The 15,956-nt window shown below is 51.0% G+C and carries 12 protein-coding genes, 1 riboswitch and 1 other annotated feature; of the genes, 5 read left to right on the plus strand and 7 right to left on the minus strand.

All coding sequences use genetic code 11. The features are described 5' to 3' along the window. Positions 1-171: 171 nt before the first annotated feature. From asnS to CK797_RS02205, 3 genes are all read right to left on the minus strand, one after another. Positions 172-1,470, minus strand: coding sequence for an asparagine--tRNA ligase (gene asnS, locus CK797_RS02195; protein WP_104688178.1), 1,299 nt, complete (start codon positions 1,468-1,470; stop codon positions 172-174). 30 nt (positions 1,471-1,500) lie between these two features. Next, a complete protein-coding gene (gene asnA / locus CK797_RS02200; protein WP_104688179.1) occupies positions 1,501-2,511 on the minus strand; it encodes an aspartate--ammonia ligase in 1,011 nt (336 codons plus the stop codon). Positions 2,512-2,577: 66 nt separating this feature from the next. After that, positions 2,578-2,833 (minus strand) — a binding site (T-box leader). Positions 2,834-2,893: 60 nt separating this feature from the next. Continuing rightward, positions 2,894-3,445, minus strand: a complete 552-nt coding sequence (locus CK797_RS02205) for a folate family ECF transporter S component (RefSeq protein WP_104688180.1) — start codon at positions 3,443-3,445, stop codon at positions 2,894-2,896. 54 nt (positions 3,446-3,499) lie between these two features. Then, positions 3,500-3,597, minus strand: a riboswitch (THF riboswitch). Positions 3,598-3,772: 175 nt separating this feature from the next. Here CK797_RS02205 and CK797_RS02210 point away from each other — a divergent pair. Beyond that, positions 3,773-4,552 carry an N-acetylmuramoyl-L-alanine amidase gene (locus tag CK797_RS02210; RefSeq protein ID WP_104688181.1) on the plus strand — a complete coding sequence of 260 codons (780 nt, stop codon included), beginning with the start codon at positions 3,773-3,775 and terminating at the stop codon, positions 4,550-4,552. A 76-nt stretch (positions 4,553-4,628) separates the two neighbouring features. Here the strand turns inward: CK797_RS02210 and CK797_RS02215 are convergent, their stop codons facing one another. After that, the gene (locus tag CK797_RS02215) at positions 4,629-5,753 is read right to left on the minus strand and encodes a glycerol dehydrogenase (protein WP_104688182.1); all 1,125 of its coding nucleotides are present in this window, start codon (positions 5,751-5,753) and stop codon (positions 4,629-4,631) included. Between the two features lie 374 nt (positions 5,754-6,127). Between CK797_RS02215 and CK797_RS02220 the strand changes: the two genes are divergently transcribed. Further along, positions 6,128-7,129 carry an ATP-binding protein gene (locus CK797_RS02220; RefSeq protein ID WP_225365007.1) on the plus strand — a complete coding sequence of 334 codons (1,002 nt, stop codon included), beginning with the start codon at positions 6,128-6,130 and terminating at the stop codon, positions 7,127-7,129. Positions 7,130-7,202: 73 nt separating this feature from the next. On the opposite strand, the gene CK797_RS02225 is transcribed toward CK797_RS02220, so the two are convergent. Next, positions 7,203-9,740 (minus strand): M1 family metallopeptidase, encoded by a 2,538-nt coding sequence (locus tag CK797_RS02225; protein ID WP_104688183.1) that lies wholly within the window; start codon positions 9,738-9,740, stop codon positions 7,203-7,205. Positions 9,741-9,877: 137 nt separating this feature from the next. Between CK797_RS02225 and CK797_RS02230 the strand changes: the two genes are divergently transcribed. Both CK797_RS02230 and CK797_RS02235 read left to right on the plus strand, forming a co-directional pair. Next, positions 9,878-10,807 (plus strand): AEC family transporter, encoded by a 930-nt coding sequence (locus tag CK797_RS02230; RefSeq protein ID WP_104688184.1) that lies wholly within the window; start codon positions 9,878-9,880, stop codon positions 10,805-10,807. A gap of 44 nt (positions 10,808-10,851) precedes the next feature. Next, positions 10,852-11,598, plus strand: a complete 747-nt coding sequence (locus CK797_RS02235; protein ID WP_104688185.1) for an alpha/beta hydrolase — start codon at positions 10,852-10,854, stop codon at positions 11,596-11,598. 29 nt (positions 11,599-11,627) lie between these two features. Here CK797_RS02235 and CK797_RS02240 read toward each other — a convergent pair whose 3' ends face one another. After that, on the minus strand, positions 11,628-12,278 hold the full coding sequence (locus CK797_RS02240; RefSeq protein WP_104688186.1) for a YczE/YyaS/YitT family protein: 651 nt from the start codon (positions 12,276-12,278) through the stop codon (positions 11,628-11,630). A gap of 138 nt (positions 12,279-12,416) precedes the next feature. Next, positions 12,417-14,609, minus strand: a complete 2,193-nt coding sequence (locus CK797_RS02245; protein WP_104688187.1) for an alpha-galactosidase — start codon at positions 14,607-14,609, stop codon at positions 12,417-12,419. Positions 14,610-14,782: 173 nt separating this feature from the next. Here CK797_RS02245 and CK797_RS02250 point away from each other — a divergent pair, with 173 nt between their 5' ends. Continuing rightward, positions 14,783-15,811 carry a LacI family DNA-binding transcriptional regulator gene (locus CK797_RS02250; protein ID WP_104688188.1) on the plus strand — a complete coding sequence of 343 codons (1,029 nt, stop codon included), beginning with the start codon at positions 14,783-14,785 and terminating at the stop codon, positions 15,809-15,811. Positions 15,812-15,956: the final 145 nt, after the last annotated feature.

Raw genomic sequence — 15,956 nt, forward strand, 5'->3', positions numbered from 1 at the left:
ACGCGACAATCATATTAGAATTGTCTATATAAATAGATACTTCAAACAAATTCTTATCAAAATGATTAAAATATTAAAAATATATGTTTTATGGAAAGAATAAAGTTTACCCCCGTAGAACCTCATTTTCGACGCTTTACGGGGGTAAACATGTTTATTGAAATTTATTGATTATGGGCGCAGACGGTTGAGCATCCGTGGGAACGGGATGTTTTCCCGGATGTGATCCTGTAGGGTAATCCAGGACAGGAACCGTTCCAGTCCCATTCCAAAGCCGGAGTGTGGTACGGAACCGAACTTGCGCAGGTCGTCGTACCAACCATAGTCCTTCTTGGACAGACCATTTTCTTCCAGCTTATTAGTGATGTAATCGTAGTCGTAGGAACGTTCGGAACCACCAATGATCTCACCATAGCCCTCCGGTGCTAGAAGGTCAGCACAGATGACTTCCCGATCATCCTCAGGGTTAGTTGGCATGTAGAAAGCCTTAATTGCCCGTGGGTAGTTCATGATGAAGACCGGCTTATTAAACTGGTCAGCCAGGTAGGTTTCTTCTGGCGAACCAAAGTCGTCACCGTACTTGGAGTCGAAGCCACCTTCTTGGAGCATTTCGATGGCCTTCTTGTAGGTAATCCGTGGATATGGCAGCTCAGTAAATGGTTTCAGGCTTTCCACGGACCGACCGACCATTTCAAGTTCAGTAGCGCAGTGGTCAATCAGGTCCTGAACCAGGTAAGCAACGTATTGTTCCTGAATCTTGAGACTTTCGTCCTGGTGCATCCAGGCCATTTCAGGTTCGATCATCCAGAACTCGGTCATGTGCCGACGAGTCTTGGATTTCTCTGCCCGGAAGGTTGGCCCCATCGTGTAGATCTTGCCGAGGGCCATGCATCCAGCTTCACCGTAGAGCTGACCAGATTGTGACAGGTAGGCGTCCTCATCAAAGTACTTTACGTCGAAGAGTTCCGTCGTCCCTTCTGGAGCACTGGCAGTCAGTTCAGGGGCGTCGAATTGGGTAAAACCGTGCTTGTCAAAGAACTCCATTGTGGCCAGCTTGACCCGACTACGGATCCGCATGAGTGCCCACGGTTTGCGGGACCGTAGCCAGAGGTGACGGTGATCAAGCAGGAAGTCGATCCCATGCTCTTTGTTACCAATCGGGTAGTCTTCGCTGGCGCCGACGATTTCGATTTCCTTAATGTGGATCTCGTAGCCGAACTTGGACCGCTTATCCTCAGCAATTTCACCGGTGACGTAGAAACTGGTCTCCTGGTGCAGGTCGTGCTTAGCCAGGTCGAATGTTGCTTCGTCAACGTCGTTTTTTCGGATGATCCCTTGGAAGAAGCCGGTACCGTCCCGCAGTTGCAGGAAGGCAATCTTACCGCTGGACCGCTTGTCTGTCAGCCACACACCGATCTTGACGGTTTCGCCAACGTGCTTAGGTGATTCACTAATCGTAATTGTTTCCACTGTTGAATACTCTCCCAACCTAATTTATTTTTATAGAATTTGAATATGTGCTGCTTCACACTTCTTCAGCATATCTTCTGGCCAAACACTGGCTTGAACTTCCCCGACGTGGGCCTTGCCCAACAGGAGCATACAGAGCCGAGATTGGCCAATTCCTCCACCAATTGTATATGGTAATTCGCCGTTGAGCAACATTTTATGGAATGGGAGTTTAGCCCGGTCCTCGGCACCAGCCTTTTTCAATTGTTCACGCATCGATTCTTCACTGACCCGGATTCCCATACTGGAGATTTCCAGCTTACACTGGAGTGGTTCGTACCAGAAGATGATGTCCCCGTTGAGCTGCCAGTCATCGTAGTCGGGTGCCCGGCCGTCGTGCGGCTTACCGGAGCGTTTGAGCTTGTCCCCGATCTTCATAATGAAGACGGCGCCCATTTCCTTAGCAATCTTGTCTTCACGCTCCATTGGCGTCAGGTCTGGCCAGCGGTCTTCCAACTCCTGGGTAGTAATAAAGTGGATATCATCCGGCAGCTGGTAAACGGCATCTGGGTAGAGTTCCCAGAGTTCACGTTCGATCCGCTTGATAACCTTGAAGATCTGACGAACGGTAGCCTTCAGCGTGGTTTCAGTCCGTTCCTCCTTGGCGATAATCTTCTCCCAGTCCCATTGATCGACGTAGATGGAATGGAAGTTATCGAGATCCTCATCCTTACGAATAGCGTTCATGTTGGTGTAGAGGCCTTCATGCATGCCGAAGCCGTACTTCTTGAGGGCCATTCGTTTCCACTTGGCGAGGGAGTGGACGACTTCAATTGTCTCACCGGGCATTCCCTGCATGGTGAAGGAGACTGGCTTCTCGACCCCGTTCAGGTTATCGTTGAGTCCAGTACCTTTTTCAACGAACATCGGTGCCGACATCCGTTGGAGATGCAGATCATGCCCGAATTCATCTTGGAAGTTTTCACGGATGAAACGAATTGCCGCTTCGGTATCACGAATTGATAACTTTGGATCGTAGTCCTTTGGAATAATTAAACTCATAAATAACACTCCTTTAGTCAGAATCGATATTTGAGAGCGAATAAAAAAGCCCTTCGTCCCCATCAACTAAGGGACGAAAGGCTTTATTCCGCGGTACCACCCAAGTTGTCCGAGTAAAACTCAGACCACTCTTTTCGAACACGAACATGTTCTACCGGCGAGGTAACGTACCGGGGACGGCTGAGCCTACTTTGGTCGGACCATTTGGGTCAGCGGCATTACGAGAAAGTGTTTTTCAATCGTCCAGGGTCGGTCAGCTTCCCACTACTGCTGACTCACTTAACGAATGCGGCGACTTACTCTTCTTTCTCATCGCTTTTGAAATCTTTAATGATATTCTAACTGGTTTTTAAATAATTGCAAGTACCTTTTAAAAATTTATTTATCTGGTTGTCCGCAAATTAATTTTGGCAACCTGACGTAGGATAATAAAGATGATCAGGGCCTCGATTGGCCAGGTAATAACTTCCTTAGGCAGCCGGATTGCCAGCAGAGCCATAAACGTTCGACCGGTACTTGATGAACTGAGGCTCATCAGGTAGATCCACAGGGTTGTGAATACAACGTTGGTCACGAGGATCTGGAAGAATTCGTAAATCAGGGCTCGCTGCCAGGTGATCTTCTGATTGTAGAGAAACATTCCGGCGATCACTCCGGAGACAAACGCTGACAGGGTGAAACCCGGAAAGAACAGGGTGCCTGAGCTGAGGATAGTGTTGGCGATCAGGTCATTAATGACCATCGCCAGGCCGCCGATCCAGGGCCCCAGAAAGTAGCCGATCAAGGCGGTGGCGATGAAACCGAGGCCAACCTTGACAACGGCCGGATCACCGACTGAGAGCTTACCGAGGACCACCTGTAGGGCGATCAGCATGGATGCCAGGGTCATCTGACGTGTAGTGAAGCGGGGACCAGAAAAAGATAGAATTGACATAGTCAAAACCTCCCTAAGATTATTTTGTTAGGGACGACATTGACGCATGTCCAATGTGGTGAATGCGGAAAAACCCAAGCGGCCAGTCTAGCCTCCTTTCAACGTTCACATTCCGTTCCGTTGAACAATGACTCGGGAGTTCCTACCCCAACAATCGGTAGTATACGATATATCCGGACATCATTCAACCTTTTTGCTTTTACGGCTAAATAAGAACAATAAGGATTGATTTACTTGATAAAGTTCACGTTGCAACAGGGACTTTTGCCTTTTGGGGGTAGGTTTCGTATGATAGGAACAGTAAGTTCTGAAAGGAGGATCCCTACCATGCAAAAGCGACAACTGAGTCTGATTATGGCCTGCGTGGCTACAGGGCTGGCAATTGTCCTGCTGGCAGTTTTGATGATTCCGGGACGTGGTGTTCATTACGTTTCTTCGTCGGTCCTCCAACGTCATTTCTACCTGCATAGCGGCTGGTACTATGATGGCCGTGACTGGGCCTTTGTCCAAGGCGGCCATAAGGTGACCGGAACTCGGCAGATCAACGGGGTTGCATACCACTTTGACCGAGATGGCAAGCAGATTTTACCATACCGGGTTAACTACCAGTACCAGCTCACTACAGGGCAGGGAACTAATCAGCCAGCCACTCCAAAATACATTATCCTGCATGATGTTGGTAGTCGTGCTAATGGGCAGCAGGCGGCCAGTTTCATGCAGCGGACGGCAAATAGTAACCAGGCCTACACGAACTTTGTGGTCGGTAATGGTGGGACGGTCTACCAGATGAAACGACCGGGGACCGTGGCCTGGGGTGCCGGAACGACCGCCAATCAGAATGCTCCCGTTCAGATCGAACTTGGTCACGCCGCCAATACAAATGAGTTTCGGGCCGATTACCAGGCCTACGTTGCCCTGGCTCGTGACATGGCTGGTAAGTACGGGATCCCGCTGACCCTGGATCAGGGAAATTCAGACACAAGCGGGGTTAAGAGCCACCGCTGGGTTAGCCAGCATATCTGGGGTGACCACCAGGACCCCTATGAATACCTTATTCGGTACGGTATTAGCAAGACCGAGTTGGCCAATGATTTGGCAGGCAGGTAAATATATGAAAGGGCCGCTAGCGTTCAAAACCGAACACTAGCGGCTCTTTTTATGCGTGATTACATTTGACTATCGATTAGCACATGTGGTGGCACTTGTGCGTGTGTGCTGCTAGGTAATCCTTGGTGTAGGAATCAACGGCCCTGAATGCCTGGGCAACGTCGTCTGGTTCGACGGCGAATGGTAGCCGGCTAATGGTGTCATTCTCGGAGCAGGCCGCCTTGGCAGCACTCAGCAGTTCCTCATCGGACGCATCGGCTAGGTGGAGATCGTCAAGGGTGGTTGGCAGGCCGAGGGAAAGGATCAGCTTGAAGTACTTGTTATAACGTTCTTCGCTGGCCCCTTCAAGCATCAGCTGGGTCAAGGTCCCGTAAGCAACCTTTTGCCCGTGGGTGAGGTCGTGGGTTTCCTCCAGCGTTGTCAGACCATCGTGAATGGCGTGGGCACCGGACAGGCCACCACTTTCAAAGCCTAGACCACTCATCAGAGTGTTGGCTTCGATGATTTTCTCAAGGGCGCTGGTAACGACGTGCTTCTTGACATCAGCCACGGCCAGGTGAGCGTACTTGAAGAGGGTGTCTTCACACTTCTGGGCAATTGCATTACCGACTAAGGTCTGCTTTTCGTTTAGCATTGTGTCGGCACCAGCCTGGGCAACCGCCTGGGCTTCAACGTTGGTGGCCAGGGCGTCGGCGATCCCGGCGATCAGCAGGTCAGCTGGGGCGCCAGCGATGACTTGGCTGTCAACCAGGACCAAGTCAGGGTTGTGGGAGTAGAAACGGTAGTGGTCGAAACTACCGTCGTCGGTGTAGATAACTGATAGCCGGGAACACGGAGCGTCCGTTGAGGCCAAGGTAGGCATAATGACAACCGGCAGGCCGAGATTGTCGGCTACCGCCTTGGCGGAGTCGCTGGTTTTACCGCCCCCGAGACCGTAGATGACCGTGACGCCGTCCTTCTTGCCAATTTCGCTGACCCGATTGATCTCATTGGTGGAAGATTCACCATTGAACTTGACCAGGTCTACGTCATAACCGTTGTCCTTCAGATAATTTTCAAACCGTTGACCAATAACTTTGTAAACTGTTTCTCCAGTTAGCAGCAGCGGTTTCTTACCGAAGCCCTTCAGATATGGGTCGCTCTTCAGCAGAACACCCTTACCTTGAACGTATGATGATGGCGAAGCAAATTCTTTAATCATAACAACGAACCTCCAATTTATTTATTTTGTAAGCGTTACCCTTACAACCTTGATTGTACTATAAGAGATCGGTTACTGATCAAGAATTTGTGATTAAATTGCCAAATTATATTAAACTTAAACCTTTGCCTTGCTGATTTGTTACATAGGCAGGGTGGGAGAGATGACGATTTGATTGATAAAATTAAATGTACACGTGATGCCGCCTGGCCATGGCACAACTTTATTTGCAGGAAGTTATAAAATAATTTGGGAGTTATAAAAAGTTACAAAAGAGATGGACCGTTATGGGAAATCCGTTTAATCCAAGCTTTGGGATGGTACCCAGCATTTTCCTAGATCGGGACTCACTGTCTAAGAGGGTTGTGAGTGAGTTGAATAATGCAGACTCGCCGTTTCAGACATCACTAATTTACGGGCAGCGTGGGGCTGGGAAGACAACACTGATGACTGCTGTTGCTAATGAACTTAGCGAGAATCCGCACTGGGAGGTAGTCAACCTGGTTCTGGACGATGACCTGCTTGAATCACTACTGGCCCAGCTTCGGGAAAAACTAGAGGAACTAAAACTCTTTAAGGACCTGGACCTCAAGGTTGCCTTCAAGGGGATTCAGGTCGATAAAAAGATGGGCCGACCGACCGTATCGGCCAACTTTCAGACGGCCTTTCATCAGCTACTTGAAAGGTTTACACAGGAGGAAATCAGGATCTTGATCACGATTGACGAGGTCAAGGTCACACCGCAATTGCGAAAGCTGATTTCATGTTACCAGATCATGCTCCGTGACAACCTGAGCGTATCCTTACTGATGGCGGGATTATCAGATAATGTTTCGGAGATCCAAAACGATGATGTACTGACCTTCCTGCTACGGGCTAATCGGATCACCCTTAACCCCCTTGATGCTGAGAGTATCAAGGCCAGTTATGCGCGAATCTTCCGTGACGCTGGTTATGAGATTGCGATTCCGACTCTGCTTTGCATGACCAAGCAGACGATGGGATTTGCCTACGCCTTTCAACTCCTTGGCTATCTAGTCTGGCAGGCAGCCGAAAGCCAGTCTACCAAGCAGGTCACGTTGAAGACGGTTAAGGAGATCCAAGACCAATATATTAGTGCCCTGTTCCGTAACGTCTATCATAAGGTTTACCATGAGATGTCAATGCGGGAGCGCGAATTTGTTCAGGCGATGGTTAAGACGGGTCAATTCCAGGTAAAGGCCCAGCAAATCGGTCAACTCATGGGGAAGCAACCGGGCTATATTTCTGTTTATCGGCGCAAGTTGATCGATGACCAAATTATTACGCCGACCGGCTATGTTACATCCGCTTTATGCTGCCTTACTTTGACCAGTACGTCGAGGAACAAATGTTAATGGACCAGTTTTAAACAAAAAAATCGCTTCCAGATCAGCACAGCTGCTGATTCGGGGCGATTTAATTTACTTATTAGTTAAGATTTTTAGTAACCATCGCATTGACAGCGGCCTGTTCTTTGTTGATCAGGGCTACCTTGCTCTCGATGATCTTGGTATCCATCTTGATCTCCCGGGTTAGGCCAGGCGTGTTGATCTTTGGTTCAAAGAAGGCTTTGAACTCAGCCAGCCGCTCCGGTGTGTGGAAGACTCCGGCCGTAACGGTGATGAAGGTGGCAAACTCCATATCACCACCGACCGTGTCGTTGAGCCACTGCCATTCGTTCCGCAGCCAGTCCCAAGCCGCCTGCTGACCAGCATTGTTAGCGAGGACGCCCCGGTACCAGGCCCGCAGATCCTGTGGCTTGATGACGCTAGCGTCTTCATAAAGGGTAATAAGCTTCTTGATCAGGTTTGGATCGGTGGTGTTTGGCAGTGCACCACGAATGTCCTGCTTAAAGCTAGCGTCAGCGGTGGCTTGGTAAGCTTTGATCAGCTTATCGAACAGGACTGAACTACCGTAGTTTTGGACCTCATTCTTAAGGACCAGGCCCCGGACGTCGGCAGATAGGCTTTCTAGCCGTTCCTGATAATCAATGAAAATCTGGTGGGCCGTTTTGATTGAATTAGCATTACGGGCGTACAGGGCAGCGTTCAGAACGTATGGCCGGGTCAGTTGGTCATCGTTGCTTTCGCCTGGCTTAGGCAACCAGCCAAGCCGGTTTACCTGCTGACTGCTCAGCTGGTCGAAGAATGCTCGTAGTTGCTGTTCTTCAGGACTGTCGGGCTGGACGAACATCTTCAAGCTGTTAGCAATATGGTAGAGTTCGGCGTTGACAATGGCTGATGGGCTAGTGGCAAACCGCTTCAACAACGGGACCAATTCGGCATAAGAGACCTGCTGCCCCTCAGCAAGCAGGCGGAGATCCTGGAGCAGCTGTCGCTGGCTGATTGGGTCTAGCTGGTCAGCGCTGTTAAGAATATCTTTCAACAGGGTATCGCCATACTTAACAATGAAGTGGGAGTTGTTACTGAGGTTAAGCCGGAAGGGCTGTCCGTTCTGCTGACGCAGGGTCTGGTAGTCACCGAGGACGACTTCACGATCAGACATAATCTGTGGTGCTGCATCGTAGTTGCTGTTCAACGGGATCTGCCAAGTCCGACCCTTGTCTTCACCGGCACCAATGAAGAACTGTTGCTGGTTGAGAACCAGCTGTCCTTGATTGTTGACTGTAGCCGAAACGACCGGGTAGCCGGGCTGTTCCAGCCAGGAGTTCATAATCTTACCAATATCAAGTCCGGATGCTTCACCGAGAGCCTGCCAGAGATCGCTCCCCTTGGCGTTGTGGTACTTGTGGGCAGCAAAGTAGTTTTTCAACCCCTTACGCAGGGCATCGTCACCGAGCAGGGCCCGAACCATGACCAGCATCCGCGATCCCTTGGCATAGACGATTGCTCCATCGAAAATCGAGTCAATCTCGGCCGGATCATTTACGTCTACGTGGACTGGCTGGACACCGTCCGTAGCATCTCGCTGCAGGGCCATTGGGGCCTCGGAAGTCTGGAAGAGTTCCCAGATCTTCCATTCGGGATGGATAGCGTCGACAGAGACGTATTCCATCATATTGGCGAAGCTCTCGTTAAGCCAGAGATCGTCCCACCAGTTCATCGTGACCAGGTCACCGAACCACTGGTGTGCCAATTCGTGGGTAATGACGGTAGCAACCAGCTGCTTCATGTCAAGCGAGGTGTTGTCTGGGTCGAGAAGGAGGTAGGCTTCCCGGTAGGTGACTAGCCCCCAGTTCTCCATAGCCCCGGCCGAGAAGTCTGGCAGGGCCAGCTGCCAGGAATGGGGCAGCGGGTAGGGGGTCTGGTAGAAGTCCTCGTAGAACTCGATGGCGCGCTTGGCAATATCAAGGGCGAAGTCGAGCTCCTTTGGCTGGTGGGCCTTGGTAGCAAAGACCCCTACCTTGACGCCGGACTTGGTTTCCGTCATCTTGCTCTGCATTTCTCCGAAGGCAAAGGCAACCAGGTATGTCGACATCCGGACTGTCTCTTGGAAGTAGTGGACCCCATTTTTCACGTGATCCTCTGGCATGTTGGCGATAATGGTTTCGCCAGGATGCTCATCGTACTTGATAGCAAGGCTAAAGGTTGCCTTGGCAGCAGGCTCGTCGACACTCGGGAATGCTTGGCGCGCCGCAGTGGTCTCAAATTGGGTCCCGATCAATTGCTTTCTTTCACCTTTAACTTCGTAGTAGGAGGGGTAGATTCCCATCATTGTATCGGTCAATGGTGCCGTATAGGCAATGGTCAGGGTTACTGCCCCGGCAGCAGGCAGGGTAATATTGATTGTCTCTGCCTGGTCGTCGGTGGTGAATGGGACATCTTGCCCGGCTACTTGGACGCTTTGAATTTGCAGATACTTTTGGTTAACCGCAATCTGGGATTGGCTAGCGTACCCAGTGATGGTCGTCTTCCCAGTGATGGTCTTTTGACCTCGGTCGATATCGAGGTAGAGGTCGTAATGTTGAGGTTGGAACGTATCCAACAAACGTTTTGTTTCTGTCATTAAAAAACTCACTTCTTATTTTTAGGATAGTTTAATTATACGGCGAAACCAGGGCAGGGCAAAGAAATTACTATGCGGTGGTCTGGTGTGTTGTAAAATAGTAGCATTAATAATTTTTCAAAGGGAAGTGGAAATAGATGTCAATCAGTCAGCTTTTCAACCAGGTGATTGTGATCTTCCTGTTAATGCTCTTGGGGGCGGTTATTCGCAAGCTCGGCTTCTTGCACCCGCAGTCGATCAACGATCTGACGAACATTGCCCTCTATTTCCTATCACCGATTGTGATCATCAAGGCATTTGAACAGCCATTCTCACGAGCCCGTTTCTACCAACTTCTGATCCTGGTTGTGGCCATTTTTCTAACCTATTTCGTATCGATCCTGCTCGCCAAGCTGTTATTCCACCGAGTACGTGACCGGAACGTGCGGCAAATTGCCATCTACGGGAGCACCTATTCCAACAACGGCTTTATGGGGATTCCCCTGGCCCAGGGGCTCTTTGGCAGCGTTGGGGTTTTCTATGCTGTAGCCTCAATGATTGGTTTTAATGTGATGTCATGGACCCAGGGGATCGGGATCTTCCGAGATCGGTCCCAGCGACACTTCGGTGAGCAGTTTAAGAAGATTATTCTGAATCCAAATATCATTGCCATTATCCTTGGCCTGGTCCTGTTCGTCAGTTCTTATCATCTACCACGTATTCTGGTCTCCTTCATTGACTACACCAGTCCGGCTTTCACTCCGTTATCGATGATTGTTATTGGCAGTAACCTGGCTAACCTGAACTTCCACGATGTCAAATTGCCAAGGGCTCTTTGGATCAGTCTTCTTGTCCGCAACCTGGTCTTTCCGCTGCTTGGCACCCTTATTCTGCTGGTGATGGGGATCAGCGGGGTACCATTGTTTACCACCGTAATTCTCAGCGCCTGTCCGGTAGCTGGGCTGGTTGTCCTCTTTACCCTGCAAGCGGGTGGAGATGCCAAGCCCGCAACGATTCTGATGAGTGTTTCGACCATTCTGAGCCTGGTGACGATCCCACTTGTCTATTGGGTAGCCAGTCAGTGGTGATTGTCCGGTTGATTCAGTATAATTGGGGGTGAGGTGAATTTATCATGGAAATTACGATCGAACGCGATGGCTTGAAGCTCCACGGCTTGCTAGAAGGTACGACAACCCTGGAGAATGACCGAGTGGCGATTCTGATGCATGGTTTCAAGGGCGACTTGGGCTATAACGAGCATAAGATCCTGCCGGTGGTAGCCCACGCTCTTAATCAGGCTGGGGTACCGACCCTGCGCTTTGATTTTGCCGGTTGTGGAAAGAGCGATGGCAAGTTTGAAGACATGACTGTCCTCAGTGAACTGCTCGACGGGATGAAGGTGATTGACTTTGTCCGGCAGACGGTTAAGGCTAAGCATATTTACTTATTCGGCCACTCCCAGGGTGGGGTGGTTGCTTCGATGCTGGCAGTCTATTACCGTGACGTGATCGAGAAGTTGGTTCTCCTTGCTCCGGCAGCGACGTTAAAGGATGATGCCCTCGTGGGGGAATGCCAGGGTAGTCATTACGATCCAAACCATATTCCCGACTTTGTGATGGTGGACGGCTTCAAGGTCGGCGGCGACTACTTTCGGACGGCCCAGCTGCTACCAATTTATGAGACCGCTCAGCACTTCGGCGGCTCCACCCTGCTGATTCACGGCACGGCTGATCAGGTCGTTTCCCCGGAGGCTAGCCGGAAGTACCACGTCATCATGCCGCAGAGTATTCTTCACCTGATTGACGGTGAGGGTCACATGTTTGACGGACCCTGTCGGCCAGAGGTGGTCAAGCTGGTGACAGACTTTCTGGTTAAGTAATAAAAAAGCTGCTCAAACGAGCAGCTTTTTTAGTTGACGCCCTTGACCCGGAAATTGTGAGTTAGACCGTGCCAGACATGACGATCGAAGAAGCCGATCAGGGGACCATTGGCCAGTAGGGCAAATAGTGTCCCAATATTGATTGCGTACAGGCGACCACTGATCAGGAAGGTGATCACCATGATGATGATTGGCGGGATGAAGTTGATCAGCTGGGCAATGACCACCCGGTTATGGCAATAGAGGAAGCGGAGAATGTTGGTTGTGTCGTCATTGGGATGCATGATCAGGTTGGCCCGCTGGTAGATTGAAATGGCACAACAAAAGGTGGCGACTCCGATAAAGCAGAGAACGGCCCGGAACAAAAATGATAGGTGTGGTACATCTAGCCAGGTGAACAGGGCCACGAAGATGTCGACAAAGTAGCTAAAGCAGGCGATAAAGCCGATCTCGCCGAAAAAACGCAACCGGTCCCATTGTCGGATCAGAAGCTGATTAATAACAGCAACTAGGGCTCCCACACAGAACATTGGCAGACCGACCTTGGTGCCAATCAATTGGGCAATGTTAACCTCAGAAGCGGTCCAAGGGCTAGTTCCGACATTGGTAGCGACGGTCAATCCGTTACCGAAGGCATTCATGACTAGGCCAGTGATCAAGGCCAAGATCCGGATTGACATGGGGTTATTATGCTTTTGAATGATGATTTCCTCTTTTCACAAAGTATTTGCTGATTATAATGCATCTTTTCAGTGCAAAATAAAAGTTATCGGTGCAAATTTTTTGATTTTGCGCCGATAACTTGTTTAAACATTGAGTTACTTAGCCTTGAAGTAGTGGATTTCGGACAGGTAGTCACCCTTATCCGTTGGGTCAGACAGCAGGCCGACGTTCATCAGCTCGTCGCCACCATAGGTCGTCTTGGTGACGTCATCCTGGTAATCTTTAGCGGAGTCGAGGGCCACCATCTTGGTATTGTAGATCTCGAAGCGGTTAGTGTGGTGGGTTCGGAAGGTAAAGAGCAGCGCCTCAGATTTGTCGGGACTGACAAACTCCCAGGCAACCTTGCTACCACCTTCAAACGGACTCTCAAGCCGGTAGAAGTCACCATATTGAATCAGGTGGCGATGAGCCTTGTAGAATTTGATTTGCTGTTTAACCAGCTCCTTCTCATTGGCGGTCAGGTCGGCCAGGTCGAGTTCGTAGCCGAAGACCCCGCTCATCGCTACGGCGCCCCGGGTTGCAAAACTGATATCCCGGCCGGTCTGCTGATTTGGTGACACGGAGACATGGGCGGTCATTGCCGAGGTTGGGTAGACTAGGGAGGTGCCGTATTGGATCTTCATCCGATCGGCCGCGTCTGTATCGTCGGACTGCCAACTTTGCGGCATGTAGTAGAGGATACCAGCGTCGAATCGGCCGCCACCACCAGAGCAGCCCTCAAAGAGAATTTGTGGGTAGCGCTTGGTCAGCCGGTCGAGCAGGTCGTAGAGACCAAGGATGTAACGGTGGCCAATCTCACCCTCGTGTTCCGGTGTGGTAGCCACAGAGAAAACCTCGGTCAGGTTTCGGTTGAAGTCCCACTTGATGTAGTCGATGTCGACCGTGTCCAGAATCTTGCACATCTGGTCGAAGATGTTGTCGACGACTTCCTTACGGCTGAAGTCCAGGACGAGCTGGTTTCGGGAGAGAGTCATTCCCCGGCCCGGTTCGTGGATCGCCCAGTCGGGGTGCTTCTTGTAGAGTTCAGAGTCTACGGAGATCATTTCCGGCTCGAACCAGAGACCAAATTTCATCCCAGCAGCGTGGGTCTGATCAGCTACCTGTTTGAGGTTTACTTTTTTAGTGTTGACGAACCAGTCTCCCAATGAGGAGTTATCGTCATTTCGGTGACCGAACCAGCCGTCATCGAGAACAAACATCTCGATTCCCAACGGCTTGGCTTCCTTGACGACCTCGTCGAGCTTCTTGTCATCGAAGTCGAAGAAGGTGGCCTCCCAGTTGTTGATGACAATTGGCCGGTCGGCGTATTGGTACTTACCACGGGCTACCCGGTTGGTCAGCAGGTGGTGGAAAGCCTGGGACATTCCGTTGAGGCCCTTTGTGGAAAAAACGGTAATCGCCTCAGGTGTTTGGAACTCTTCCCCGGCTTCCAGACGCCAAGAAAAGTTAAACTCATTGATCCCGGCGAGTAGGCGGACCTGATCGATCTGGTCCTTCTCAATCTGGAATTGGTGGTTGCCGGAGTAAACCAGTAGGACGCCAAGCGCATTGCCCTGAAACTCGTCGGTGGACTTGTCGACGATAGCGGCAAACGGGTTCATGTGGTGGGAACTAGAGTTGCGCCGGCTGGACAGCTCAAAGATTCCCTGGTTAAGACTGGTTCGCCGCATCTGCCGCTCGTGGGCGTATTGGCCGGGCAGGTAGACGAGGTCGTAGTCTTGATCGTTTTTCGGCAGGTCGAGCTGGATGGAGGCTACCTTCTCGATGTCGATTGGGTAGTCACTTGTGTTGACGACGCGGACGTTCCGGGTGACGACCGGGTAGTCCCGGTAGATCGTGTAGGACATCACCAGGGCGACATCGAGTACCGTGTCTTTCAAGGTAACCTCCAGCGTTTCAGCTTCGTCGTTATCCTTGACATAGGAGGCTGGTAGGCCGGCCAGAGCTGGTTTGCCGGCGACGACTTTATGGGAGTTGTAGCGGAAGTCGGTTAGTCGAGCACCATCCTTGCCATGGATGGTGATGGCTGGGACCCGGTAGTCACCGGTGTTATTACCGGAATACTCCTGCAGGAGGTCATCCTTGGAATAGGTCCGGTCCATCGACTTAGGCAAATTGCCAGAGAATCCTCGGTCGACGCGCGGGTAGAAACGTTCCCCATGGTATTCCCGGATAGCAGGCCCGTAGTATAGGTGGCTGAGTAGACCGCCTTCCTCAATAGCGAAGAGATAGGAGACATACTTGTTCTTCAAATGGAAGACTTTAGTTTTTTCATCGAAATTTATCATTGCACGAATAGCTCCCTTCTTTGATTCACCACAAATTATAAAGCGGTTTCATACAGGACCGCGGATTTGGTTCCGTAAAAATGATGGGTGAAATCGGTGCTTCGGCTGTAATACCGGGATACTAAACGTTTACTAATTTCTGATATAATTAGGAGGAAGGAGGAGAATAAAAGATGGCAAGTATTCGACAGATCGCCCGGCTGACCGGGTATTCCCCAGCCACGGTTTCTCGAGTTCTCAACCACGATGCCCGCCTGGCGGTGACTGCAGCGACCCGGGAAAAGATCATCCGGACGGCTGCTGCGTTGCATTACAGGACTCCTGGCCACGGTGCTGAACAGACCCGAGTGATGAACCTGCAGCGCAGCCGGATCTTGGTACTCCTGACCCACCAAGATAGCGGCCCCACGTCCTACTTCACTGAGATCAATCGGGGAATTAAGGCAGCCGCCCAGGAACATGGCCTGCCGATCAGTACCTGGCTGATGTTTCCTCAACCAGCCTTTGACTGCCGGCGGGTGGCAGACTACCACGCATTGATCCTCGTCGGGACCTTCAGCCAGCGCTTTCTGGACCACCTTTATCAATATAACCAGAACCTTGTGATCATCGACGACTATCGCTACTCGGATCGTTATGACTTGGTGCGTAACAACTATGAGGTGGTGATGCGGCAGGCGCTGGACCGCCTTTATCGGCAGGGACACCGTCACATCTTTTTCATCGGTGGGGCGATCAAGCCGGTGACGGCGCAGGGGAGTGAGCAAACCAGGATTGCCGACATCCGAACCCGGGTGTATGAGAACTGGATGCGGATCCACCATTTAGCTGCCCATACTTACGAAACGCGGTGGATTGAAGCGGACGGCCACCAGGCGATGACTGCCATCCTCGATCGTCAGCTGCTGATCGACGCTCTGGTGACGGCTAGCGACCGGTTGGCGGTGGGGGCATATCAGGCCTTGCGTGAACGCGGGGTGGCAATACCAAATGACCTGGCCGTGATCAGCTTTGATGATTCCGCCCAGGCGGCCCAACTGACCCCGCCGTTGTCTTCTATTCGTCCGCACAGCTACGAGATGGGACGCGCCGCCGTTCGCTTGGCCATTGAGCGGCTGGTTGACCATCGGACCGTGGCAGAGCAGGTGATCTTACCCTCACGACTGGTGGAACGGGCTAGCAGTGGCCCGAACACCATATAAATAAGCCTTAGAATTACCATCGGACAGTAGTTCTAAGGCTTTTTGCTATATGATTTGACTGTGAATTTTGAAGTCATGATATTTCTCTGAACTTATGCGTAATTGATGTATTTTGGATCAAAAATATCGACTCAACGGGCTTGTT

The sequence above is a fragment of the Limosilactobacillus pontis genome, assembly GCF_002940945.1.
Lineage (GTDB): Bacteria > Bacillota > Bacilli > Lactobacillales > Lactobacillaceae > Limosilactobacillus > Limosilactobacillus pontis_A.